At 62.5% G+C, this 20810-nt stretch carries 23 protein-coding genes, 2 tRNA genes and 1 pseudogene; 16 read left to right on the top strand and 10 right to left on the bottom strand.

Annotation, left to right across the window (positions count from 1 at the left end):
- Positions 1-157: 157 nt before the first annotated feature.
- On the top strand, positions 158-349 hold the full coding sequence (locus HU729_RS11885; RefSeq protein ID WP_186669057.1) for a hypothetical protein: 192 nt from the start codon (positions 158-160) through the stop codon (positions 347-349).
- 1 nt (position 350) lies between these two features.
- On the opposite strand, the gene HU729_RS11880 is transcribed toward HU729_RS11885, so the two are convergent.
- From HU729_RS11880 to nhaR, 3 genes are all read right to left on the bottom strand, one after another.
- Positions 351-998, bottom strand: coding sequence for a YceH family protein (locus HU729_RS11880; RefSeq protein ID WP_186710157.1), 648 nt, complete (start codon positions 996-998; stop codon positions 351-353).
- Positions 999-1065: 67 nt separating this feature from the next.
- Positions 1066-2277, bottom strand: coding sequence for a serine/threonine transporter SstT (sstT, locus tag HU729_RS11875; RefSeq protein WP_186710156.1), 1212 nt, complete (start codon positions 2275-2277; stop codon positions 1066-1068).
- A gap of 131 nt (positions 2278-2408) precedes the next feature.
- A complete protein-coding gene (gene nhaR, locus HU729_RS11870; protein WP_186669062.1) occupies positions 2409-3302 on the bottom strand; it encodes a transcriptional activator NhaR in 894 nt (297 codons plus the stop codon).
- A 137-nt stretch (positions 3303-3439) separates the two neighbouring features.
- Between nhaR and HU729_RS11865 the strand changes: the two genes are divergently transcribed.
- Together HU729_RS11865 and HU729_RS11860 are read left to right on the top strand one after the other, a co-directional pair.
- Complete coding sequence (locus HU729_RS11865) at positions 3440-3679, top strand: hypothetical protein (RefSeq protein ID WP_186669063.1); 240 nt, start codon at positions 3440-3442, stop codon at positions 3677-3679.
- A 15-nt stretch (positions 3680-3694) separates the two neighbouring features.
- On the top strand, positions 3695-4447 hold the full coding sequence (locus HU729_RS11860; protein WP_186669064.1) for a TerC family protein: 753 nt from the start codon (positions 3695-3697) through the stop codon (positions 4445-4447).
- Between the two features lie 62 nt (positions 4448-4509).
- Here HU729_RS11860 and HU729_RS11855 read toward each other — a convergent pair whose 3' ends face one another.
- On the bottom strand, positions 4510-4689 hold the full coding sequence (locus HU729_RS11855; RefSeq protein WP_186669065.1) for a hypothetical protein: 180 nt from the start codon (positions 4687-4689) through the stop codon (positions 4510-4512).
- 159 nt (positions 4690-4848) lie between these two features.
- Between HU729_RS11855 and HU729_RS11850 the strand changes: the two genes are divergently transcribed.
- Complete coding sequence (locus HU729_RS11850) at positions 4849-5586, top strand: peptidase C39 family protein (protein WP_186710155.1); 738 nt, start codon at positions 4849-4851, stop codon at positions 5584-5586.
- Between the two features lie 99 nt (positions 5587-5685).
- Here the strand turns inward: HU729_RS11850 and HU729_RS11845 are convergent, their stop codons facing one another.
- Entirely contained in the window at positions 5686-6969 is a 1284-nt protein-coding gene (locus HU729_RS11845; RefSeq protein ID WP_186710153.1) for an FAD-binding oxidoreductase, read from the bottom strand.
- A 204-nt stretch (positions 6970-7173) separates the two neighbouring features.
- On the opposite strand from HU729_RS11845, the gene HU729_RS11840 reads away from it, so the two are divergent.
- From HU729_RS11840 to HU729_RS11825, 4 genes are all read left to right on the top strand, one after another.
- Positions 7174-7250 (top strand) — tRNA-Val (locus HU729_RS11840).
- Positions 7251-7388: 138 nt separating this feature from the next.
- A tRNA-Val gene (locus HU729_RS11835) sits at positions 7389-7465 on the top strand.
- 153 nt (positions 7466-7618) lie between these two features.
- Positions 7619-8188, top strand: a complete 570-nt coding sequence (locus HU729_RS11830) for an SPOR domain-containing protein (protein ID WP_186669068.1) — start codon at positions 7619-7621, stop codon at positions 8186-8188.
- 203 nt (positions 8189-8391) lie between these two features.
- Positions 8392-8817: a GTP pyrophosphokinase gene (locus HU729_RS11825; RefSeq protein WP_186669069.1), complete on the top strand. Its 426-nt coding sequence runs from the start codon at positions 8392-8394 to the stop codon at positions 8815-8817.
- Positions 8818-8866: 49 nt separating this feature from the next.
- Here the strand turns inward: HU729_RS11825 and HU729_RS11820 are convergent, their stop codons facing one another.
- The gene (locus HU729_RS11820; RefSeq protein ID WP_186710151.1) at positions 8867-9322 is read right to left on the bottom strand and encodes a MarR family winged helix-turn-helix transcriptional regulator; all 456 of its coding nucleotides are present in this window, start codon (positions 9320-9322) and stop codon (positions 8867-8869) included.
- 105 nt (positions 9323-9427) lie between these two features.
- On the opposite strand from HU729_RS11820, the pseudogene HU729_RS11815 reads away from it, so the two are divergent.
- Positions 9428-10410, top strand: a pseudogene (locus tag HU729_RS11815) (aldo/keto reductase).
- Positions 10411-10413: 3 nt separating this feature from the next.
- Here the strand turns inward: HU729_RS11815 and HU729_RS11810 are convergent.
- From HU729_RS11810 to HU729_RS11800, 3 genes are all read right to left on the bottom strand, one after another.
- A complete protein-coding gene (locus tag HU729_RS11810; protein WP_186669075.1) occupies positions 10414-11379 on the bottom strand; it encodes an endonuclease in 966 nt (321 codons plus the stop codon).
- A gap of 47 nt (positions 11380-11426) precedes the next feature.
- The gene (locus HU729_RS11805; RefSeq protein WP_186669077.1) at positions 11427-11666 is read right to left on the bottom strand and encodes a DUF1654 domain-containing protein; all 240 of its coding nucleotides are present in this window, start codon (positions 11664-11666) and stop codon (positions 11427-11429) included.
- A gap of 221 nt (positions 11667-11887) precedes the next feature.
- The gene (locus tag HU729_RS11800; protein WP_186710149.1) at positions 11888-12976 is read right to left on the bottom strand and encodes an asparaginase; all 1089 of its coding nucleotides are present in this window, start codon (positions 12974-12976) and stop codon (positions 11888-11890) included.
- A 401-nt stretch (positions 12977-13377) separates the two neighbouring features.
- Between HU729_RS11800 and HU729_RS11795 the strand changes: the two genes are divergently transcribed.
- The 7 genes from HU729_RS11795 (at position 13378) to HU729_RS11765 (ending at position 20416) form a co-directional block, all read left to right on the top strand.
- A complete protein-coding gene (locus HU729_RS11795; protein ID WP_186669081.1) occupies positions 13378-14331 on the top strand; it encodes a sugar ABC transporter substrate-binding protein in 954 nt (317 codons plus the stop codon).
- 95 nt (positions 14332-14426) lie between these two features.
- Positions 14427-15980: a sugar ABC transporter ATP-binding protein gene (locus HU729_RS11790; protein WP_186669156.1), complete on the top strand. Its 1554-nt coding sequence runs from the start codon at positions 14427-14429 to the stop codon at positions 15978-15980.
- Positions 15977-16969 (top strand): ABC transporter permease, encoded by a 993-nt coding sequence (locus HU729_RS11785; RefSeq protein ID WP_186669083.1) that lies wholly within the window; start codon positions 15977-15979, stop codon positions 16967-16969. The genes HU729_RS11790 and HU729_RS11785 overlap by 4 nt, the downstream gene beginning before the upstream one ends.
- Before the next feature lie 3 nt (positions 16970-16972).
- Complete coding sequence (locus HU729_RS11780) at positions 16973-17995, top strand: LacI family DNA-binding transcriptional regulator (RefSeq protein ID WP_186669085.1); 1023 nt, start codon at positions 16973-16975, stop codon at positions 17993-17995.
- A gap of 9 nt (positions 17996-18004) precedes the next feature.
- On the top strand, positions 18005-18913 hold the full coding sequence (gene rbsK / locus HU729_RS11775; RefSeq protein WP_186710147.1) for a ribokinase: 909 nt from the start codon (positions 18005-18007) through the stop codon (positions 18911-18913).
- Positions 18910-19314, top strand: a complete 405-nt coding sequence (gene rbsD, locus HU729_RS11770; protein WP_186710145.1) for a D-ribose pyranase — start codon at positions 18910-18912, stop codon at positions 19312-19314. Before rbsK ends, rbsD begins: the two co-directional genes overlap by 4 nt.
- A 136-nt stretch (positions 19315-19450) precedes the next feature.
- A complete protein-coding gene (locus HU729_RS11765) occupies positions 19451-20416 on the top strand; it encodes a nucleoside hydrolase (protein ID WP_186669157.1) in 966 nt (321 codons plus the stop codon).
- Here HU729_RS11765 and HU729_RS11760 read toward each other — a convergent pair.
- On the bottom strand, positions 20388-20600 hold the full coding sequence (locus tag HU729_RS11760) for a hypothetical protein (protein WP_186669091.1): 213 nt from the start codon (positions 20598-20600) through the stop codon (positions 20388-20390). The genes HU729_RS11765 and HU729_RS11760 overlap by 29 nt on opposite strands.
- Positions 20601-20810: the final 210 nt, after the last annotated feature.

The following is a 20810-nucleotide window of genomic DNA, read 5'->3' as shown; positions in this document are numbered from 1 at the left end:
CAAGTCGGGGCGCCGAACCGCCGCTCCCACCGGTGTAGCGCACAGCTCTTGAAGCTGTTACCGGTGGGAGCGGGCTTGTCCCGCGATGAGGCCCGCAGAAACAAAGCATTCTCTGAGGGTGTCTATGCTTGAAGAAGACGCTCTCAGGAATCGCGCCATGACCCCGATCAGTCGAGAACCCTGGTGGTTGGTGCCACCCAAGCCTGGCCAACAGGAGCAGGATCTGCACTGGGGCTACCTGGAAATCTACCCCGACGGTCGTACCGTGTTCGTCGACCAGCGCCCCAGCGACCAGGAACTGGCCGAGCGCAAGAGCTGCCGTAACTTCCCCGAGCCTGACCAGACCTGACTCAGCCCTCGAGCTGAGCCAGCCGCGCCTCCAGTGCCGAGATCCGCGCTTCCAGCGCTTCGATTCGATCCTCCGAAACGCTGCCTGCACCACTGCGTGGCCCGCTGTCCTGCTGACGCGCGGCAAGAATCGCTTCGATCTCGGCCGGATCGCCCAAGGCATGGGTGTAGCGGTCCTCGCGCTGGCCTGCCTGACGCGGTAGATGCAAGGCCAGCCCGCGCGAAACCAGGCGCTCCAGCTGATGCTGGACCTGATCGACGTCTTCGAATTCGTGCAGACGGTTGCTGCGGGTCAGCAGTTCGTTGAGGGTCTGCGGGCCCCGCAGGAACATCAGCCCCATCAGTACCAACTGCGCCGGTACCAGTTCCAGCGCCTTGTCTACCCGATGTTCCCAGCGGTCGGCGCGGCTACCCATCTGCAGGCGGGCCATGTCCTGGCCTTCGAGCGCACGCAGGGCCTGGCCGACCTGAGCGGGGGAGAGGTTCATCACCGGCTCCCGGCTGGTCTTCTGGTTGCAGGCCAGGACCAGCGCATTGAGTGTCAGTGGGTAGCTTTCCGGGCTGGTGGCCTGCTTTTCGATCAGCGCGCCGAGGATACGGACCTCGATACTGTTGAGGCGGCCTTCGCCTGCGGTTTCGTGTTCTGACATGGCCCTGTCTCGTTACTAGGAAAAGGCCATTAGCCTAGGCCTTGCGTCTGGCTTAAGCAATTGCGGCTCAGGCAGTACGCCGCTCCATGGCCTCGCACGCAGCCGCAGTGAACAGTACGTCGGTCGATGAATTGAGCGCGGTTTCCGCCGAGTCCTGCAACACACCGATGATGAAACCGACGGCAACCACCTGCATGGCAATCTCGCTGGGAATGCCGAACAGGCTGCAAGCCAGAGGAATCAACAGTAGCGACCCGCCGGCCACGCCCGAGGCGCCGCAGGCACAGACCGCAGCCACCACGCTGAGCAGCACCGCGGTCGGCAGATCGATGGCGATCCCCAGGGTATGCACCGCCGCCAGGGTCAGCACGGTGATGGTGATCGCGGCCCCGGCCATGTTGATGGTCGCACCCAGAGGGATCGACACTGAGTAGGTGTCTTCATGCAGGCCCAGGCGCTCCGACAACGCCAGGTTTACCGGAATGTTCGCTGCCGAGCTGCGGGTGAAGAACGCGGTGATACCGCTTTCACGCAGGCACAGGAGGGTCAGGGGGTAAGGGTTGCGGCGAATCTTCCAGAACACGATCAACGGGTTCATCACCAATGCTACGAACAGCATGCAACCGATCAGCACCCCCAGCAGATGCAGGTAGCCGAGCAGGGCATCCAGGCCCGCCTCGGCCAGGGTCGAGCTGACCAGGCCGAAGATCCCCAGTGGAGCGAAGCGAATCACCACGCGAACCAGCTGCGTGATGCCTTTGGACAGGTCGTCGATCACTCCGCGGGTTGCCTTGCCGGCCTTGCGCAGCACTATGCCCAGGCCGATGGCCCAGGTCAGGATGCCGATGAAGTTGGCATTGACCAGGGCACTCACTGGATTGTCCACCGCGCTCAGGAGCAGGCCCTGCAGCACTTCGGTGATGCCGCCGGGGGCGCTCAGCGTTGCTTCGTGTGGGTTCAGTATCAGAGTCGAAGGGAAGGCCATGCTCGCTACCACGGCGACCACGGCGGCACCGAAAGTGCTCAGCAGGTAGAGCCAGAGGATAGGGCGGATATGGATCTGCTGACCTTGTTGATGGTTGGCGATGGAGGCAATCACCAACACGAACACCAGGATCGGTGCCACGGCCTTGAGGGCCGAGACGAACACCTTGCCGAGGAATGCAAGATCCAGGGCCAGGCTTGGGGCGACCAGCGCCAGGGCGATACCGGCAACCAGGCCAATGATGATCTGGGTCACCAGGCTGGTGCGGCTGAGAAGGCGAAAAACAGGGGTCATGTGCAGCGGGGTCTCGGGTTTGAACGAACCGCGGACTGTAGCACAGGAGCTGTAATACATGGCTGACGGTATTGTTTCCCGCATTTACGCTAGGGATGGCAGTGCTATTGGCCCGATAAGGCAGTATGGACTCACCAGTTGAACAGCTCCCTGCGCGCGCCTTCGGTAATCGCCACGATCCCCGGATGCTTCACCTTGCGCTCCACAGAGATCGCATAGAACGACTCATGCACCGCCTCGGTCTGTCCGATCAGTTCCACGCCGTACTGCCGACACACCTCATCGGCGATCACGCTGGGCGCCACGAAGATGCCGCTGCCCGATTGTCCGAATGCCTGCATCAAGGCGCTGTCGTCGAATTCACCGACGATGCGCGGTTGCACCTGCTGCTCGGCCAGCCAGCGCAACAGGCGGCTGCGCACTACCGTTTCCTGTCCGGGGATCAGTAGCGGTGCGTCGTCGAGGCAGCCGGGGAAGGGCAGCTTCAGCCGAGTGGCAAGGGCTGCGGTGGCGAAAAAGCTCAGGCCGCACTCACCCAGTTTCTGGCTGTACCCCTTGATGTCCAGATGGCTGGGCATGGGGCTGTCGGAGATCACCAGGTCAAGGCGCTGGATCGCCAGGTCCGCGAGCAGGCGCTCCAGCTTGTCTTCACGGCAGTTGATGCGCAGTACTTCGTCAAGCTCCATGGTCGGTGCCAGCAAACGATAGACGATGGACTTGGGCACCACGTCCGCGACCCCTACGCGGAACAGGATCTGTTCCTGGGGGCCGGCGCGCAACAGGGTCTCGAGTTCGCTGCCAATCTGGAACATCTGCTCGGCATAGGCGAGGGTCTGGCGGCCGGTTTCGGTCAGTTCCAACTGTCGACCGACGCGTTGGAACAGCTCCAGGTTGTAGGTCTGTTCCAGCAGGCTGATCTGCCCGCTGATGGTCTGAGGCGTGAGGTTCAATTGCTCGCTGGCGCGGGTGATGCTGCCAGTGCGGGCCACTACCCAGAAATAGTGAAGCTGACGGTAGTTGAGCATGGAGAGATGACTCGATTCGTAAAAACCGAAGTATAACCGCTGAAAATACGAATTTTCCTGAACTATCGGTCTCTCTAGAATTCGACTCCATCAGGCGCGCTGCGTGCGCCAGCCGAATATCGATAAGCGAGGACCTTATGCTACAACTGAAATCCATCGGCACTCCGTTGGTACTGGTGCTGGCGCTCTTGGCCACGGCGGGTTGCGACCAGGCCGAGAAGTCGGCCCAGCAGGTGCTGAACCAGGCCGCCGAGTCGGCCAAGCAGGCGATCGACAAGACCAACGAAGCCGCCCAGCAAGCCTTGAACGAAACCCTCGGTGGCAGCGAGCCAAAAACCGAGAGCAAGCAAGACAAGAACGACACCCAGGACATCTGAGCGAAGGAACACTAAATGGAATACTTGCTGGAACTTGCTGCGAGCCCCACCGCCTGGGTCGCCCTGGCCACACTGGTGGCAATGGAAATCGTGTTGGGTATCGACAACCTGATCTTCATCTCGATTCTCACCAACAAGCTGCCTGAGGCCTACCGCTCCAAGGCTCGACGGATCGGTATCAGCATGGCGTTGATCATGCGCCTGGCACTGCTCTCGACGGTGGCCTGGATCGTCCAGTTGACGGAGCCGGTGATCGAGGTATTCGGCCACGCCTTCTCCTGGAAGGACATGATCCTGATCGCCGGTGGCCTGTTCCTGCTGTGGAAGGCAACCAAGGAGATTCACGAAAGCGTCGATCCGCATGGTGCGAAGGAAGAATCCAAGGCCGGCACCACCGTGACCCTCGGCTTTGCTGCGGCGATCGGTCAGATCCTGCTGCTCGACATCGTCTTCTCGGTGGACAGCATCATCACCGCCGTGGGCATGACCGAGCACTTGCCGATCATGATCATCGCCGTGATCAGTGCAGTGATCGTGATGTTGGTGGCCGCCGACCCGCTGGCCAAGTTCATCAACGACAACCCTACCGTGGTGATGCTGGCGCTGGGCTTCCTGATCATGATCGGCATGACGCTGATCGCCGAAGGTTTCGGCGCCCATGTACCGAAAGGCTACGTGTACGCAGCGATGGCCTTCTCCACGGTGATCGAGATCCTCAACATCATGGTTCGCCGGGCACGCCTGAAGCGCGAGGCGGCTGAAGGCTGACACCGGGCTGACGCAAAAGAGAAGGGGCTGCCAGGCAGCCCCTTGTTCTTTTGCGGATCAGGTCAATGTGCCCCGGCGTGCCGGCGGGTGCGATGCAGCGGCTGAGGCTTGGGCGCGGTGGCGGCTTGGGTGTGATGCGGTCGGGCATGGCGTCGCGCGATGCGCAGTACCCCCCAGAGCATGGCGGCGGCGACGCTCAACCACATCGCGACCAGCATGAAGATTGCCATTGTCAGGCTCATGTGCGTGCCTCCTTCTCTCGGGACAGCTGTGGGCTGTTCCCTCCAGACACTTTCTTAGTCTAGCCGCACGCGTGTGACGTTCCATTGACCGAAGGTCTATTGCTTGGGCCATTTCGTTCCAAGCCCGAAGCGGGCTATACCCGGGCCGCGCAGGCGCCTATGATCGGAGCCCAGTGCCGGGCGCTGTCTGCCGGGCGTCGAAACAAGCGAGTGTCCATGTCGCAGCATTTCTTCACCTCCCTGAGCCCGCGCCGCCTGCTGGCGGCCTGCCTGGTGGTCGCCAGCCTTGCCGGTTGCGCCGGTTCTCCACCGGCGGCGCTCGACAAACTGCCGCAGCGGGTAGAGATCAGCAGCGTGCCGTTCTATCGCGGTAATGCCAATCTGAGTGGTTCGATGGCTCTGGCGGCCGTGCTTTCGCAGCAGGGCGCGCCGATCACGCCTGGCCTGCTGGACAAATCGCTGAATCTGCCGCAGGGCGCGGCGTCGCTGGAAACCGGCATTCCCCGGGTGGCCCGCGAGTACGGCATGGTGGTCTATCCGCTGGACAAGCGCCTGGATGCCTTGCTCACCCAAGTGGCGGCCGGTCATCCGGTGTTGTTGCGCTATCACGATGGTTCGGCGCTGTGGGGCGAGCCACGCTATGCGGTGCTGATCGGCTACGACCGTTACAAGCAGCGTGTATTGCTGCGTTCAGGGATGGCGCGGCGGCATCTGCTGGATTTCGATACCTTCGAGAGCGCCTGGGCCAAGGAGGGGAGTTGGGCGGTGCTGGTGCAACCGCCGCAGCGCCTGCCGGCCCAGGTCGACCGCCAGCGCTGGCTGAAGGCTGCCGACGAGCTGGCGCGCGATGGCCAGGAGATTGCCGCGAAGCAGGCGCTGCGTAGCCTCGGGCAGTAGCTGCGGCGGTACTGATTACATTTCGCGGGTAAACCCGCTCCCACAGATGCACGCTTGTGGAAGCGGGCTTGCCCGCGAAATGAACAATCCGGTGCTACATCAGAACCCCAGGCGATCCCGCAGGCTGTAGTACCACGCACCAATGGCGCTGAACGGCACACGCAGCAACTGACCACCCGGGAACGGATAGTGCGGCAGGCCGGCGAAGGCGTCGAAACGCTCGGCCTGGCCACGCAGTGCTTCGGCCAGAACCTTGCCCGCCAGGTGGGTGTAGGTCACGCCATGACCCGAGCAACCCTGGGAGTAGTAGATGTTGTCGCCGATACGACCGACCTGCGGCAGACGCGATAGGGTCAGCAGGAAGTTGCCGGTCCAGGCGTAGTCGATCTTCACGTCCTTGAGCTGTGGGAAGGCCTTGAGCATCTTCGGACGAATGATCGCCTCGATGTTCGCCGGGTCACGTGCGCCGTAGACCACGCCGCCGCCGAAGATCAGGCGCTTGTCGCTGGTCAGGCGGTAGTAGTCGAGCAGGTAATTGCAGTCCTCGACGCAGTAGTCCTGCGGCAGCAGGGTGCGGGCCAGTTCCTCGCCCAGTGGCTCGGTGGTGATCACCTGGGTGCCGCAAGGCATGGACTTGGCGGCCAGTTCCGGCACCAGGTTGCCCAGGTAGGCGTTGCCCGCGACGATGATGAACTTGGCGCGCACTTTGCCCTGTGGGGTATGCACCACAGGGTTGGCGCCACGCTCGATGCGCACGGCAGGGGTCTGCTCATAGATGACGCCGCCCAGCGACTCGACCGCAGCGGCCTCGCCCAGGGCAAGGTTCAGCGGGTGGATGTGGCCGCCGCTCATGTCGAGCATGCCGCCGATATAGTTGTCGCAGGCGACCACTTCACGGATGCGCTTCTGGTCCATGAGTTCCAGCTGGGTGTGGCCGAAGCGCTCCCACAGGCGCTTCTGCGACTCCAGGTGGCCCATCTGCTTGCTGGTCAGGGCCGCGAATACGCCGCCGTCCTTCAGGTCGCACTGGATGTTGTACTTGGCCACGCGCTCACGGATGATACGGCCGCCTTCGAAAGCCATCTCGCCCAGCAGTTGTGCCTGCTTGGGGCCGACGGTGCGTTCGATGACGTCAATGTCGCGGCTGTAGCTGTTGACGATCTGCCCACCATTGCGGCCCGATGCGCCGAAGCCGACCTTGGCGGCTTCGACGACGGTCACCTTGAAGCCGTTCTCCAGCAGGAACAGTGCGCTGGAAAGGCCGGTGTAGCCGGCACCGATGATGCATACATCGGTCTCCACCTCACCCTGCAGCGCCGGACGTGGCGGCACCGGGTTGGCCGAGGCGGCGTAGTAGGACTGGGGGTAGGGGGTGTTAGCCATGCTCGGAAAACCTCGTGTTTTATATTTTTAACGAATGTACCGATGCTATCAATAATAATAAACACCCGCTAGTCGTATGGTGAAAATCCTTTACAGGGGTGTTGTCTGCTAGTCATGGGCGCAAATATTTTTAGAATCAGTAGGTTAGCTCGAAAAAAACTGTTGACAGGGATTTTCTAGCGCGTAGAATGCGCCCTCATCGACAGGCACATAGCTCAGTTGGTTAGAGCACCACCTTGACATGGTGGGGGTCGTTGGTTCGAGTCCAATTGTGCCTACCAAATCGAAAAAAAGGGCGATCCGCAAGGATCGCCCTTTTTTGCGTCCGGGCTTTGATCCGGTCTGCAAAGTTTTTGATTTTTTTGAGAAAAAACGCTTTACAGGTGTGCGATCGATCACTAATATGCGCACCACACGACAGGCACATAGCTCAGTTGGTTAGAGCACCACCTTGACATGGTGGGGGTCGTTGGTTCGAGTCCAATTGTGCCTACCAAATCTACAAAAAGGGCGATCCGAAAGGATCGCCCTTTTTGCATTCGCCTCAGGAAACACCGGCCTGGGCGTGACACGCCCTGCGACAGCCTGGCCGTCGGCGCTCCCGACCCGCCATGCTAGAATCCGGCCCTTCGAATCGGGAGATGAACGCGTGCGCAAACTGGCGGTGGTAATGGCGGTGCTGGCCCTGGCGGGCTGTGAAAACGAGGTCGAGGGTGTGCACAAGCAGGTGGCCGAACACCTGCACAACCCCAAGACGGCCAAGTTCGCCAACGTGCGGATCGACACCCAGGGCTCCATCTGCGGCCAGGTCCGCGGCAAGGACGACGCCGGCCAGTTCGAAGCCTATCGCAGCTATGTGGCAATCAAGCACGATGGCCAATACGAAATCCTGGTCGACGACAGCGGCAACAACCTGCGCATCCGTGAGATCTGCGGCGGTGCTGAGTTGCAGCGTCGTGCCGATGCCCTGGCTGGCGAGCCGGCCCCGGAAGGCTGGGATGTCGAGGTGGTGCAGGGGCCCAATATGGGCGCACTCACCGACATGACCGCTCGCCTGATCGAGAAGGGCATTCCCTCCTGGGTCGAATACCGCGACGGCAAACCTGTGGTGCTGATGGGGCCGTTCCCTACAAAGGGCGAAGCGGATGCACGCAAGGCTGATGTCATGGCGCGCCTGGGTACCGACTCGATCGTCATCCAGCATGGCGCCAAGCGCTGACGGCTTCTCCCTCATGTAAAGGTTGCAGGCATTGTGGTGTGCATGCCTGTGATGACAAGGATCTGGCGCTGAACATTCATTGGCGCCAGGGCTTTGAACTCGAACGGTATTTTTCCGACTATGCTTCAGGTGACGGTGTATTTGCCGATGCGCCTGCCATCGGGCATCGTCGGTACCCAGAGGGTTGAGTGGGGAGAGGGAGCATGTCCAACCTGGAACGAGCGATCGTAGTGGCGACCAGGGCCCATGAAGGGCAATTCGACAAGGGGGGCGCGGCTTATATCCTGCATCCGCTACGGGTGATGGAGCGGGTCTCGACGCCCGAGCAGCGGATCGTCGCGGTGCTTCACGATGTGCTGGAGGATACGCCGCTGACCCTGTCAGACCTGGCTCGTGAAGGCTTCACCCTGAAGATCCTGGCGGCGCTGTTGGCGTTGAGTCGGCGTGAGGGTGAGCGCTACGAGGATTTCGTCGTGCGCCTGGGCAGTGACCCGCTGGCGCGCGAGGTGAAGCTGGCTGACCTCGCCGACAATAGTGACCTCTCGCGAATCCTGTGTCCGGGGCCCGCGGACATCGCCCGGTTGAGTCGTTATCGTGAGGCCAGCGCCTATCTGCTGGCACTGGCGTGATGGCACCACGCCCTTCGCAGGAGCGCCTGGTTACGCTACGGGGCCGATTCTACAGGGGGTGAGCTTCAGCCTCCGGATCATTGAGCGTGGTCATGCACGCATCCATCAGTACATGCAGCGCGCTGATGCGTTCCAGCCCCAGCGCATCCTGTAATGAATCCTGTGCCGCCTGCCACGCCTGATTACCTTCTTCGCGTTTATCTATCCCTGCCTCGGTGATCTGCACCGCACGGCTGCGCGCGTCGCCGCCTGCCGAAATCGTCAGCCAGCCCTGAGCTACCAACGGTTGCATGTTGCGCGTCAGGGTCGAAGGCTCCATCTGCATGGCCTTGGCCAATTCGCCCGGGCGCAACGGGCCGAGCCGCAGCACGTGGGACAGCAGGGCGTACTGGGTGTTCTTCAGGCCTATGGCAGCCAGGTGCTGGTCGTAGTGACGGGTGACCATGCGCGTCAACTGGCGCAGTTTGAGATTTGTGCAGCCGGAGGGCTTGATTGGTGTGTTCATGTGAAATGTTGTACCTGCAACATTTGTATATGCAAATGTTCTGTCAACCGGGAGCGATCATTCCTGGCGGCTGTTGGAACGGTATTCATCAGTTCAGGAGCATTCATGCGTTACACACCCTTTGGCAAGACCGGATTACGACTGTCCCAGCTGGCATTGGGTACAGGCAACTTTGGCACCGCGTGGGGCCATGGCGCCGACCCCGAGGCGTGCAAGGCGATGTTCGACACCTACCTGGAGGCGGGCGGCAACCTCATCGACACGGCGGACATCTATCAGTTCGGCGAATCTGAAACACATCTGGGGCGCTTGCTGGCGGGGCGCCGCGATGAGGTGGTGCTGTCGACCAAGTTCACCCAGGGTGCGTCGCCCGCCGCGGGGGTGCTGGCCACCGGCAATAGCCGCAAGGCCATGGTCACCTCCCTGGAGGCCAGCCTCAAGCGTTTGAACACGGACCGTATCGATCTGTACTGGCTCACTTCCCCGATCATGTGACCCCGACCTAAGAGCTGCTGCGTGGCCTGGAAGACCTCTCGCGATCAGGCAAGGTGCTGTATGTCGGCCTTTCCAACTTCCCCGCCTGGCGTGTGGCTCACGCGGCCACCTATGCCCAGCTTTCTCGCGCCGTACCCATCGCGGCTGCGCAGTTCGAACACAGCCTGGTGCGCCGCGAATGCGAGCTTGACCTGTTGCCGACCTGTCGGGCATTGGGTTTGGGCATGATGACTTTCTCGCCCTTGGGTGGCGGCATGCTGACCGGCAAGTACCGCCAGGGCGAGTCGGGGCGCGCCCAGGGCCTGGGCGGCAAAGTGTTCCAGCCGGAGAATTCGCCGCAGCGCAGCGCGATCCTCGATGCGCTGCTGGACGTGGCACAGGAGCATGGCGTCCCGGCAGATCAGGTAGCGATCGCCTGGGCTGCCAGTCACGACACGCTGCCGCTGATCGGGCCGCGTTCGCTGGTGCAGTTGCAGTCGAACCTGGCGGCCCTTGAGGTGAAACTCAGTAGCGAGCAGTTGCAGCGCCTGGATGACGTCAGCCAGTTCGTGTCGCTGCCCGTCGAGCGGACCTCCCGCGCCCCGGTGGCATGAGGGTCAGCGGCAGTTGCCGGCCTTGCGGTAACCGGCGGCCTGGGCTTGCGACTCGGACTCGAAGCTGACCTGGTTCTTGGCTGACACCTGATTGTAGCCAGGGCAGCCGCTGGGCAAATGGTAGAGGTGGCTGTTCTGGTTGCCGATGATCGCACCCGTCACGCTGACCTTGGCCAGGGTAGGCTGAGGTGCGGCCTTGGTAGGTTTGTCGGCAAGGCTGCTGACAACACCGTCGCCGACGGTCTTGTAGCCGGCTGTCCAGCGTCGCTCGCCGCTCACGAACGGGTTGGCGTGCCCCATGATGCCGGCGATACGGCGGTCGCGCTCGCGCTCCCAGGCGGTGACCGGGTACTGCTTGTCCCAGGCCATGAGCAGTTGTTGCTGCTGGCGCGACATGTTCAGGCCATAGCGATCGAACATATAGAAGGTGGTGCGGGCGACCAGGCCCTTGACTTCATCGCGCGGCTCGGCAGCGCGCTGGTTGAAATCGACGCGGGTCTTGCACTGGCCGTACTGCTGCCCCACACCCGAGGCCATGCCATAGTTAAAGTTGCTGCGATCGCCATTCACCTCGCCCACCGCCGGGTACAGGTTGAACAGGTCGGCTTCCATGGCGCGAAATACCGGGTCGTCGTCGGCGCAATGCTCGCGGCCGCCGTTCTTCCAGCACTGGCGTTGATGGCCCAGGGTCCAGGCCGGCACGATGTGTTCCCATTCGGTACGGTCGGCGCGGGTCTGTTGCTTTCGGGCTTGCAGGCCGCAGGAGGCGGGGTCGATACGCCCCCCGGACTTGCCCACCCAAGTCCATTTGCAGCCGCAGTAGAGCTCACCCATGGCGCTGCTGGCCTGGTCGAGATAGATCTTCTGTTTGGCCACGACCTTGGCTTCGGCAAAGGTGGCGGGAGGGTTGGCGAGCGCTGGAGTGGCGACGGACAGGAGCAGGGCTACGGCAGACAGCAGTTTTTTCATGGGCGAGCGCAAATCATCTTTCGGTGGAAGAGGGGGCGGGGAAAGGATCAGTCTTCTTTGGGGATGGTCCAGAAGATCTGAATACCGCCATCGTCGCGATGGGCGAGGGTGACGTTGTCGTTCTCGGCAATTTCCTCGAGCAGCGTTTCCCAGTCATCGGGGGACTCGTGCTCCAGGCGGAAGATCAGCGCTGCTCGGCTGCGCTGGGCGGTGGGGCTGTTGATGATCTTCTGGATGCGTACGCCGAGTTGTTCATAACTGCTGGGCGCTGCGGCGGGGCTGGCCATGGAGCTTTCCTTGTTTTGCTGTATGTGCGTACAGTATTTCACTGTCAGTTTTTTCGCAACAGCGTGTCAGGCAAAAAGCATCTATGGCGCTTGGAGGGGCTGGCACGAGTAGGCCGCCCCGAAGGATGAGGCTGCCGCAACCTCTAGGGAGAGATCGCGGCAGCTTTACTCTTTACATCGTGAGCCGGGCCGTCATACCTGCAGCCTTGCTCATGGCTGGATCAATATTCCCAGAAGATCCGCTGCAGCTCCTTGCTGTCCTGGGTCTTGGTCATGGCTACCATGGCCAGGATCCGCGCTTTCTGCGGGTTCAGGTCATGGGCCACGACCCAGTCGTTCTTGTCGTCCGGCTGCTCGGCGTTACGCAGCACGAAACCGCCCTGGTTGACGTGCGAGGAGCGAATGATCTGTACGCCGTCCTTGCGCAGTTCTTGCAGTGCCGGCACCACGCGCGACGACACCGAACCATTGCCGGTGCCAGCATGGATGATCGCCTTGGCACCGCCCTGGGCCAGGGCTTTGTACGCGGTGTCGGTCACGTTGCCGTAGCCATAGGCGATGTCCACCTGTGGCAGGCTGCTGATCTGCTTGATGTCGAACTCGGAGTTAGTGGTGTGGCGCTTGGCTGGCAGGCGGAACCAGTAGGACTTGCCCTCCACCACCATGCCCATCGGGCCCCAGGCGCTCTTGAAGGCTTCGGTCTTGATGTTCACCGACTTGCTGACATCGCGACCGGACTGGATCTCGTCGTTCATGGTCACCAGCACGCCCTTGCCGCGCGACTGCTTGTCGCCAGCCACAGCCACCGCGTTATACAGGTTGAGCATGCCGTCGGCAGACATCGCTGTGCCCGGGCGCATGGAGCCGACGACCACGATCGGCTTGTCGGTCTTCTCGACCAGATTGAGGAAGTAGGCGGTTTCTTCCAGGGTGTCGGTGCCGTGGGTGATGACGATGCCGTCGACGTCCTTGCTGTCGGCCAGTTCCGCGACGCGTTTGGCCAGCTTGAGCAGGTCGTCGTTGCTGATGCTCTCGGAGGCGATCTGCATCACCTGTTCGCCGCGCACATTGGCAATGTCGGCCAGTTCCGGCACGCCGGCAATCAGCTTGTCGATGCCCAGCTTGGCAGCTTGGTAGGTCGCGCTGTTGGCGGCGCTGGCGCCGGCGCCAGCAATGGTGCCGCCGGTGGCGAGGATGACCACATTGGCGAGCTTCTGCTGTTGTTCGGCTTCCTTGGCGGAAACGGTAATCGGCAGTGCAAGCAGCAGGGCGAGGGCGCCCGGCGCGAAGGTTTTCAGTGCGGTGTTCATTATTTTTTCTTCTCTCTTCCAAATGAGATGTTTGTTCGCAACAGGTTGTAGGCAGGTTCCGTACCAAGGGTGCAGTAGCCGCGAGGTGCGGGACGAGTTGAGTCGGATTTTTCGCGAGCAAGCCCGCTCCCATCCGTGTGTGGAGAGCGCAAGCATGGCGTTGCCAGTGGAGGGATGGGCTTGTCCAAGAAGAGGGTGGCAGGTGTTTTGCTATTCGGAAACCCGAACAATACCTACAAGGGCTATTCGGTTTTCCGACTATTTGCCGGATAATCTCCGACTAACACGACCGGGCCTGGAACGCCGGAAAGTCATTTGACAAAACCTGTTCCTGTTCCCATAGTAAAGGCAGCGCAAACGTTTGCGGTCCGATAAAAATCACAAGATTCGGAGTTAATCCCATGAAGCTGCCGTTCCCCGGTCGTCTGCTGGCTATTGCCGTTCTCTCCTCCCTGTCTCTCGCCATTCCGCTGTCCCAGGCCCATGCCGAGGACAAGCCCAAGGTCGCACTGGTCATGAAATCGCTGGCCAACGAATTCTTCCGCACCATGGAAGATGGCGCCAAGGCCTACCAGAAAGAACATCCGAATGAATTCGACCTGGTCGCCAACGGCATCAAGGACGAAACCGACACTGGCAACCAGATCCGCATCGTCGAGCAGATGATCGCCACCGGCGCCAACGCCCTGATCATCGCGCCGGCCGACTCCAAGGCCTTGGTCCCTGTGATCAAGAAAGCCATGGATGCCGGCATCACTGTCGTCAACATCGACAACCGTCTCGACCCTGAAGTGCTCAAGAGCAAAGGCATCAGCGTGCCGTTCGTTGGCCCTGACAACCGCAAGGGCGCGCGTCTGGTCGGCGACTACCTGGCGAAAGAGAAGCTCAAGGCTGGCGATCAGGTTGGCATCATCGAAGGTGTGCCGACCACCACCAACGCCCAGCAGCGCACCGCCGGCTTCAAGGATGCGATGGAAGCCGCGCAGATGAAAATCGTCTCGGTGCAGTCCGGCAACTGGGAGATCGACAAGGGCAACGCCGTTGCCGCCTCGATGCTCAACGAATACCCCGACCTCAAGGCGCTGCTGGCGGGTAACGACAGCATGGCCCTGGGCGCTGTCTCGGCCGTGCGTGCCGCTGGCAAGACTGGCCAGGTGCAGGTAGTCGGTTACGACAACATCAACGCCATCAAACCGATGCTCAAGGATGGCCGCGTGCTCGCCACGCTCGACCAGGCCGCCAGCCAGCAGGCTGTGTTCGGTATCCAGGCGGCGCTGAAGATGGTCAAGGGCGAGAAGCCTGATGTCGATGCCGACAATGTCATCCAGACACCGGTAGAACTGATCACCAAGTGATGCTGACAGTGCGCTGAGTCCGATGGCAGTGGTGGTTCGCCGCTTACGCAGAGTCAGCGCCAGTTCAAGCAGTTGCAGCTCGTTCCATGAGAGAGGTGGCCATGTCGGCCCATGAATCCGTGCTCAGTGTCACCGGCCTGGGCAAGACGTACGCCCAGCCCGTGCTCGGTGATGTCACGCTAGACCTGCGCGGCGGCGAGGTGCTCGCTTTGACCGGCGAGAACGGCGCCGGCAAGAGCACCTTGTCCAAGCTCATCAGTGGCCTGGAAACCCCCACCACCGGGCAGATGACCTACCGCGGCCAGCCCTATAGCCCTGGCAGTCGCAGCGAGGCCGAGCGCCTCGGTGTGCGCATGGTGATGCAGGAACTCAACCTGCTGCCCACGCTCACTGTTGCCGAGAACCTGTTTCTCGACAACCTGCCCAGCCATGCCGGCTGGATCAGTCAGAAACGCCTGCGTCAGTTGGCGACCGCGGCCATGGCCCAGGTCGGGCTGGACGCCATCGATCCGGACACCCCGGTCGGCGAGCTGGGCATCGGCCATCAGCAAATGGTCGAAATCGCCCGCAACCTGATCGGCGACTGCCATGTGCTGATCTTCGACGAGCCCACCGCGATGCTCACTGCGCGCGAGGTGGAGCTGTTGTTCACGCAGATCGAGCGCCTGCGTCAGCGGGGTGTGGCCATCGTCTATATCTCGCACCGGCTCGAAGAGCTGCAGCGCGTATCGCAGCGTATTGCCGTGCTGCGCGACGGCAAGCTGGTGTGCGCCGAGCCGATCGCTCGCTACAGCAGCAACGAGCTGGTCAATCTGATGGTGGGGCGCGAAGTCGGCGAGCACATCGACCTTGGTCGCCGCGAAATCGGCGCACCGCTGCTCAAGGTGGAGCACATGACCCGTGGCGACAAGGTGCGCGATGTGTCGTTCGAGGTCAGGGCAGGGGAGATCTTCGGTATTTCCGGGCTGATTGGCGCCGGGCGTACCGAGTTGTTGCGGCTGATCTATGGTGCCGATCGCGCCGACAGCGGCAGCATTCAGCTGGGGCGCCCGCTACAACCGGTCAACATCGATTCGCCCAAGGCTGCCGTGCGTGCCGGCATTGCCCTGATCACTGAAGACCGCAAGGGCGAAGGCCTGTTGTTGCCGCACTCGATCAGCGCCAACGTCGCCTTGGGTAACCTCGGCGCGGTCTCCCGCGCTGGAGTGCTCGACCCCCACGCCGAGCGCCAGCTTGCCGAACGGCAGATCAGCGCCATGCGTATCCGCAGCGCGAGCCCCGCCCAGGCGGTCGGTGAGCTGTCCGGTGGCAACCAGCAGAAGGTGGTGATCGGTCGCTGGTTGGAGCGCGACTGCCAGGTGCTGATGTTCGATGAGCCCACCCGCGGCATCGATGTTGGCGCCAAGTTCGATATCTACGGGTTGCTGGCCGAACTCGCCCGCCAGGGCAAGGCCCTGGTGGTGGTGTCCAGCGACCTGCGCGAGCTGATGCTGATCTGCGACCGCATCGCCGTGCTTTCCGCTGGCCAACTGATCGAGACCTTCGACCGTGATGGCTGGAGCCAGGACCAGATCCTTGCCGCTGCCTTCGCCGGTTACCAGAAACGTGACGCATTGCTGCACGACGCAGCTCCCAGGATGGACGCATGAAGACTCCCACCCTCGACTCCGCCGGTACGCCGGTACGCCGTAGCGGCACCTATTTCGGCCTGGGCACCTACCTGGGCCTGGCCGGTGCCTTGCTGGCGATGATCGTGCTGTTCTCGTTCCTGAGCAGCCACTTCCTCTCTTATGCCACCTTCAGCACCTTGGCCAACCAGATCCCTGACCTGATGGTGCTGGCCGTCGGCATGACCTTCGTGCTGATCATCGGTGGCATCGACCTGTCGGTCGGTTCGGTGCTTGCGCTGGCTGCCTCGACCGTCAGCGTCGCCATCCTCGGCTGGGGCTGGAGCGTATTGCCTGCCGCGCTGTTGGGCATGGCCATTGCCGCCCTGGCCGGCAGCATCACCGGCGCGGTCACCGTGGCCTGGCGCATTCCGTCGTTCATCGTCTCGCTTGGCGTGCTGGAAATGGCCCGTGGCCTGGCCTACCAGTTCACCGATTCGCGCACCGCCTACATTGGCGACGCGTTCTCCTGGTTCTCCAACCCGATCGCTTTCGGTATTTCTCCGGCCTTCATCATTGCCTTGCTGGTGATCATCCTCGCCCAGCTGGTACTGACCCGCACGGTGTTCGGTCGCTACCTGATCGGCATCGGCACCAATGAAGAAGCCGTGCGCCTGGCAGGTATCGATCCGCGTCCGTACAAGATCGGGGTCTTTGCCTTGATGGGCCTGCTGGCGGGGCTGGCCGCGCTGTTCCAGATCTCGCGCCTTGAGGCTGCAGATCCGAACGCCGGTTCTGGCCTTGAGTTGCAGGTGATTGCCGCAGTGGTGATCGGCGGCACCAGCCTGATGGGTGGGCGAGGCTCGATCATCAGCACCTTCTTCGGTGTGCTGATCATTTCCGTGCTGGCCGCAGGCTTGGCGCAGATCGGCGCTTCCGAGCCAACCAAGCGTATCATCACGGGCGCTGTGATCGTCATCGCCGTGGTCCTCGACACCTACCGCAGCCGACGCGCGACCCGGCGGAACTGACCCATGGCAACCATCAAAGACGTCGCGGCACTGGCGGGTATTTCCTACACCACCGTGTCCCATGTACTGAACAAGACCCGCCCGGTCAGCGAACACGTGCGCCTGAAGGTCGAGGCCGCCATCGCCGAGCTGGACTACGTGCCCAGTGCCGTGGCGCGCTCGCTCAAGGCGCGCAGCACCGCGACCATTGGCCTGCTGGTGCCCAGCAGCGTCAACCCTTACTTCGCCGAGCTGGCTCGCGGTATCGAGGACGGCTGCGAGCGCAACGGTTATTGCGTGATCCTGTGCAACTCGGACGATGATCCGAAGAAGCAGCGCAGCTACCTGCGGGTGCTGCTGGAAAAACGCATCGATGGTCTGATCGTCGCCTCGGTGGGCGAGGACCGTGACCTGCTCGAAAGCCTGGCTGCCGTGCGCACGCCAATGGTCATCGTCGACCGGGCCCTCGAAGGCGTCGATGCCGACCTTGTGCGTATCGATCACGAGCTGGGGGCCTATCTGGCCACGCGCCACCTGCTTGAGCTCGGCCATACCGACATCGCCTGTATCGGCGGCCCGGCCGAGACCGGCGTCAGCCAACTGCGCGTGAGCGGTTTTCGTCGTGCCATGGCCGAGGCCGGGCTGAACGTGGCGGACAATCGCGTGCTGCACAGCGACTTTACCAGCCCCGGTGGCCACGCAGCGGCCGCACAGTTGCTCGAGGATGAGCCGCCGACGGCGATTTTCGCTGGCAACGACATGATCGGTTTCGGCGTGTTGCGCGCTGCGGCCGAGCGCAATATCGACGTCCCTGGCCAGCTATCGGTGATCGGTTTCGACGACATCGAGCTGAGCCGCTATGTGTATCCGCCGCTGACCACTGTCGGCCAGTCGATCCGCGAGCTGGGCGACAGCGCCGCGCAGTTGCTGCTGTCGCGCATCGCCACACCGCGTCGCGATGCGGCGCAGCAACGTATCGTCGCGCCGCGTATCGTGCTGCGCGAATCCACCGGGCCGCGCCCGGACCTGTTCAATGATTACCGCTAAGGAAGACCCATGCATGCCAAGGTCGTAGTGGTCGGCAGCCTCAACATGGACCTGGTGGCCCGTGCCGAGCGTCTGCCGCGTGGCGGCGAAACCCTCGCCGGCGACAGTTTCTTCACCGTACCCGGTGGCAAGGGTGCCAACCAGGCCGTTGCTGCCGCGCGCCTGGGGGCGAGCGTGGCCATGGTCGGCAATGTCGGCGATGACGCCTATGGCCAGCAGTTGCGCCAGGCGCTGGAGACAGAAAAGATCGATTGCCAGGCCGTGAGCGTCTGTGCAGGCGTATCCAGCGGTGTGGCGCTGATCGTGGTGGATGCCACCAGCCAGAACGCCATCGTCATCATCCCGGGCGGCAATGGGCTGCTGACCCCCGAGTCGGTGCAGCGCTTCGATGCGTTGCTGCACAACGCCGAGGTGATCATCTGCCAGCTCGAAGTGCCGCCTGCCACTGTGGAGTGGACGCTGGCCCGCGGTCGCGAGCTGGGCAAGACGGTCATCCTCAACCCGGCCCCGGCAACGGGCCCACTGCCGCGGGAGTGGTTCGCCCATATCGACTACCTGATCCCCAACGAGAGCGAGGCCGAGGCCTTGACCGGCCTGTCGGTGAGCGATATCGACAGTGCTCGCTGCGCCGCCGAGCGTCTGCGCGAATGGGGTGCGAGCAAGGTCATCGTCACCCTGGGTGCCGAAGGGGCGCTGTTCGTCAGTGAGGGCGGCAGCCGTCATTTCCCGGCAACCAAGGTCAAGCCACTGGACACTACGGCGGCAGGCGACACCTTCGTCGGCGGCTTCGCTGCGGGGCTTGCCTGCGGGCTGCAGGAGGGCGAGGCGATCGTGCGTGGCCAGCGGGCTGCGGCCATCTCGGTCACCCGCGCGGGGGCGCAGCCATCCATTCCCTTCCTCAAGGAGTTGGCGCCATGAAGAAGACCGCACTGCTCAATGTCGCCCTCTCGCGCACCATTGCCGGTCTGGGGCATGGCGACATCCTGGTGATCGGCGATGCCGGCCTGCCGGTGCCGCCAGGTGTGGAGCTGATCGACCTGGCATTGACGCCGGGCATTCCGGACTTTGCCAGCGTGCTGCGCGTGGTGCTCAGCGAAATGCAGGTGGAGCGGCATGTGTTGGCCGACGAGATGTTCAGTGCCGCACCGCCTGGGCTGGTGGGGGTCGAGGAGCAACATGCGCTGGGCTTGCTCGGTGAGCGCGAGCGTATGCCCCATGATGAATTCAAGGCCCTGAGCCGACGGGCGCGGGCGGTGATTCGCACGGGGGAATGCAAGCCCTACAGCAATATTGCGTTGATTGCGGGCGTCACGTTCTGAGGTAGTCGGCGGATGTGCCGGCCTATCGCGTGACGCGCCCTCTGAAACAGACCAAACAATAAAAGCAAAGGAGTGAAGCGGGATGTTGATCAACAAAGCCAAACGTTTGCTACAAGGAGTCGTGCTTATGTCCACGATGGCTGCTGCCAGTGCATTCGCCGCCCCGCGTGACCTGATCATCGACACTGACCCCGGCGCCGACGATGTCGTGGCCTTGTTCCTGGCCATGGCTTCGCCTGAGGAGCTGAAGATCCGCGCCATCACCACCGTCGCCGGCAATGTGCGCCTCGACAAGACCTCCCGCAATGCGCGCCTGGCGCGCGAATGGGCCGGTCGTGAAGACATTCCGGTATACGCCGGGGCAGGGCGCCCACTGGTGCGTGCGCCGATCTACGCCGCCGATGTCCATGGCGAGGAAGGCTTGACGGGGGTTGCGGTGCATGAGCCCAAGCAGCCTCTGGCCAAAGGCAACGCCGTGCAGTATCTGGTAGATACCCTCGATGCCGCCGAGCCCCACAGCATCACCATCGCCATGCTCGGCCCGCAGACCAACCTGGCCCTGGCGCTGATCCAGAAGCCGGAAATCGTCAAGGGCATCAAGGAAGTGGTGATCATGGGTGGCGCCCACTTCAATGGCGGCAATATCACCCCGGTGGCCGAGTTCAACCTCTACGCCGATCCGCACGCTGCCGAAGTGGTGCTGGCCAGCGGCGTCAAGCTGACGTATCTGCCGCTGGACGTGACCCACAAGATCATCACCAGCGACGCACGTCTCAAGCAGCTCGCCGCTGTCGGCAACGACGCCAGCAAGAAGGTGGTGGACATCCTCAACGCCTACATCAAGTACGACATGGACAAGTACGGCATGAGCGGTGGCCCGGTACACGACGCCACCGTCATCGCCTACCTGCTCAAGCCCGAGCTGTTCAGTGGCAAGCAGATCCACATGACCGTCGACAGCCGCGAAGGCCCGACCTTCGCCCAGACTGTCGCCGACTGGTACGGCGTGCTCAAGCAGCCGGCCAACGTGATGTGGATCGAAAATGGTGACGCCCAGGGCTTCTTCGACCTGCTCAGCGCGCGCCTGGCTCGATTGAAATAGTGTCGTGCGGCGCGTAGCGCTCGAACACCTGTTCGATGAAGCTGCGCGCCGCCTCGCTGCCACGATCGCGCACCAGCAGGTCGATGGCGATCAGCAACAATTCTTCCGGAGTGCCCGGGCTGTAGGCACTCTGGCCCTCGGCCCATTTGACCTTGATGTCGGCGTCTATGCTGTGGGTGTTCATGCGGGTACTCGCGACTGTGCCTGGTGCCTGGGGTCGAACACCGGCTCCTGGCGTTCGCGGGGGAGGCGAGACGCACTCCACGTCTGCCAAGTAAATCATGCCTTTGCAGCCGTTGCGCTGCGACTTAAGCATAAGCAGGCCGCTCGCCCTAACCAATCGCCACGGTGCAAAATCCGGTCACGATTGCTTTTGGCCTCATCTGGCGAGATC

Origin of the sequence: Pseudomonas sp. RW10S2 (genome assembly GCF_014268985.1) — a bacterium.
GTDB classification, from domain to species: domain Bacteria; phylum Pseudomonadota; class Gammaproteobacteria; order Pseudomonadales; family Pseudomonadaceae; genus Aquipseudomonas; species Aquipseudomonas wayambapalatensis.
Note: the sequence above shows the minus strand (reverse complement) of the source record. Positions and strands in the feature narration are given on the sequence as shown.

Excerpts from the sequence above, each read along its gene's own strand:
- HU729_RS11885 (WP_186669057.1), top strand. The coding sequence starts at position 158 with ATGACCCCGATCAGTCGAGAACCCTGGTGGTTGGTGCCACCCAAGCCT.
- HU729_RS11880 (WP_186710157.1), bottom strand. The coding sequence starts at position 998 with ATGTCAGAACACGAAACCGCAGGCGAAGGCCGCCTCAACAGTATCGAG.
- sstT (WP_186710156.1), bottom strand. The coding sequence starts at position 2,277 with ATGACCCCTGTTTTTCGCCTTCTCAGCCGCACCAGCCTGGTGACCCAG.
- nhaR (WP_186669062.1), bottom strand. The coding sequence starts at position 3,302 with ATGCTCAACTACCGTCAGCTTCACTATTTCTGGGTAGTGGCCCGCACT.
- HU729_RS11865 (WP_186669063.1), top strand. The coding sequence starts at position 3,440 with ATGCTACAACTGAAATCCATCGGCACTCCGTTGGTACTGGTGCTGGCG.
- HU729_RS11860 (WP_186669064.1), top strand. The coding sequence starts at position 3,695 with ATGGAATACTTGCTGGAACTTGCTGCGAGCCCCACCGCCTGGGTCGCC.
- HU729_RS11855 (WP_186669065.1), bottom strand. The coding sequence starts at position 4,689 with ATGAGCCTGACAATGGCAATCTTCATGCTGGTCGCGATGTGGTTGAGC.
- HU729_RS11850 (WP_186710155.1), top strand. The coding sequence starts at position 4,849 with ATGATCGGAGCCCAGTGCCGGGCGCTGTCTGCCGGGCGTCGAAACAAG.
- HU729_RS11845 (WP_186710153.1), bottom strand. The coding sequence starts at position 6,969 with ATGGCTAACACCCCCTACCCCCAGTCCTACTACGCCGCCTCGGCCAAC.
- HU729_RS11825 (WP_186669069.1), top strand. The coding sequence starts at position 8,392 with ATGTCCAACCTGGAACGAGCGATCGTAGTGGCGACCAGGGCCCATGAA.
- HU729_RS11820 (WP_186710151.1), bottom strand. The coding sequence starts at position 9,322 with ATGAACACACCAATCAAGCCCTCCGGCTGCACAAATCTCAAACTGCGC.
- HU729_RS11810 (WP_186669075.1), bottom strand. The coding sequence starts at position 11,379 with ATGAAAAAACTGCTGTCTGCCGTAGCCCTGCTCCTGTCCGTCGCCACT.
- HU729_RS11805 (WP_186669077.1), bottom strand. The coding sequence starts at position 11,666 with ATGGCCAGCCCCGCCGCAGCGCCCAGCAGTTATGAACAACTCGGCGTA.
- HU729_RS11800 (WP_186710149.1), bottom strand. The coding sequence starts at position 12,976 with ATGAACACCGCACTGAAAACCTTCGCGCCGGGCGCCCTCGCCCTGCTG.
- HU729_RS11795 (WP_186669081.1), top strand. The coding sequence starts at position 13,378 with ATGAAGCTGCCGTTCCCCGGTCGTCTGCTGGCTATTGCCGTTCTCTCC.
- HU729_RS11785 (WP_186669083.1), top strand. The coding sequence starts at position 15,977 with ATGAAGACTCCCACCCTCGACTCCGCCGGTACGCCGGTACGCCGTAGC.
- HU729_RS11780 (WP_186669085.1), top strand. The coding sequence starts at position 16,973 with ATGGCAACCATCAAAGACGTCGCGGCACTGGCGGGTATTTCCTACACC.
- rbsK (WP_186710147.1), top strand. The coding sequence starts at position 18,005 with ATGCATGCCAAGGTCGTAGTGGTCGGCAGCCTCAACATGGACCTGGTG.
- rbsD (WP_186710145.1), top strand. The coding sequence starts at position 18,910 with ATGAAGAAGACCGCACTGCTCAATGTCGCCCTCTCGCGCACCATTGCC.
- HU729_RS11765 (WP_186669157.1), top strand. The coding sequence starts at position 19,451 with ATGGCTGCTGCCAGTGCATTCGCCGCCCCGCGTGACCTGATCATCGAC.
- HU729_RS11760 (WP_186669091.1), bottom strand. The coding sequence starts at position 20,600 with ATGAACACCCACAGCATAGACGCCGACATCAAGGTCAAATGGGCCGAG.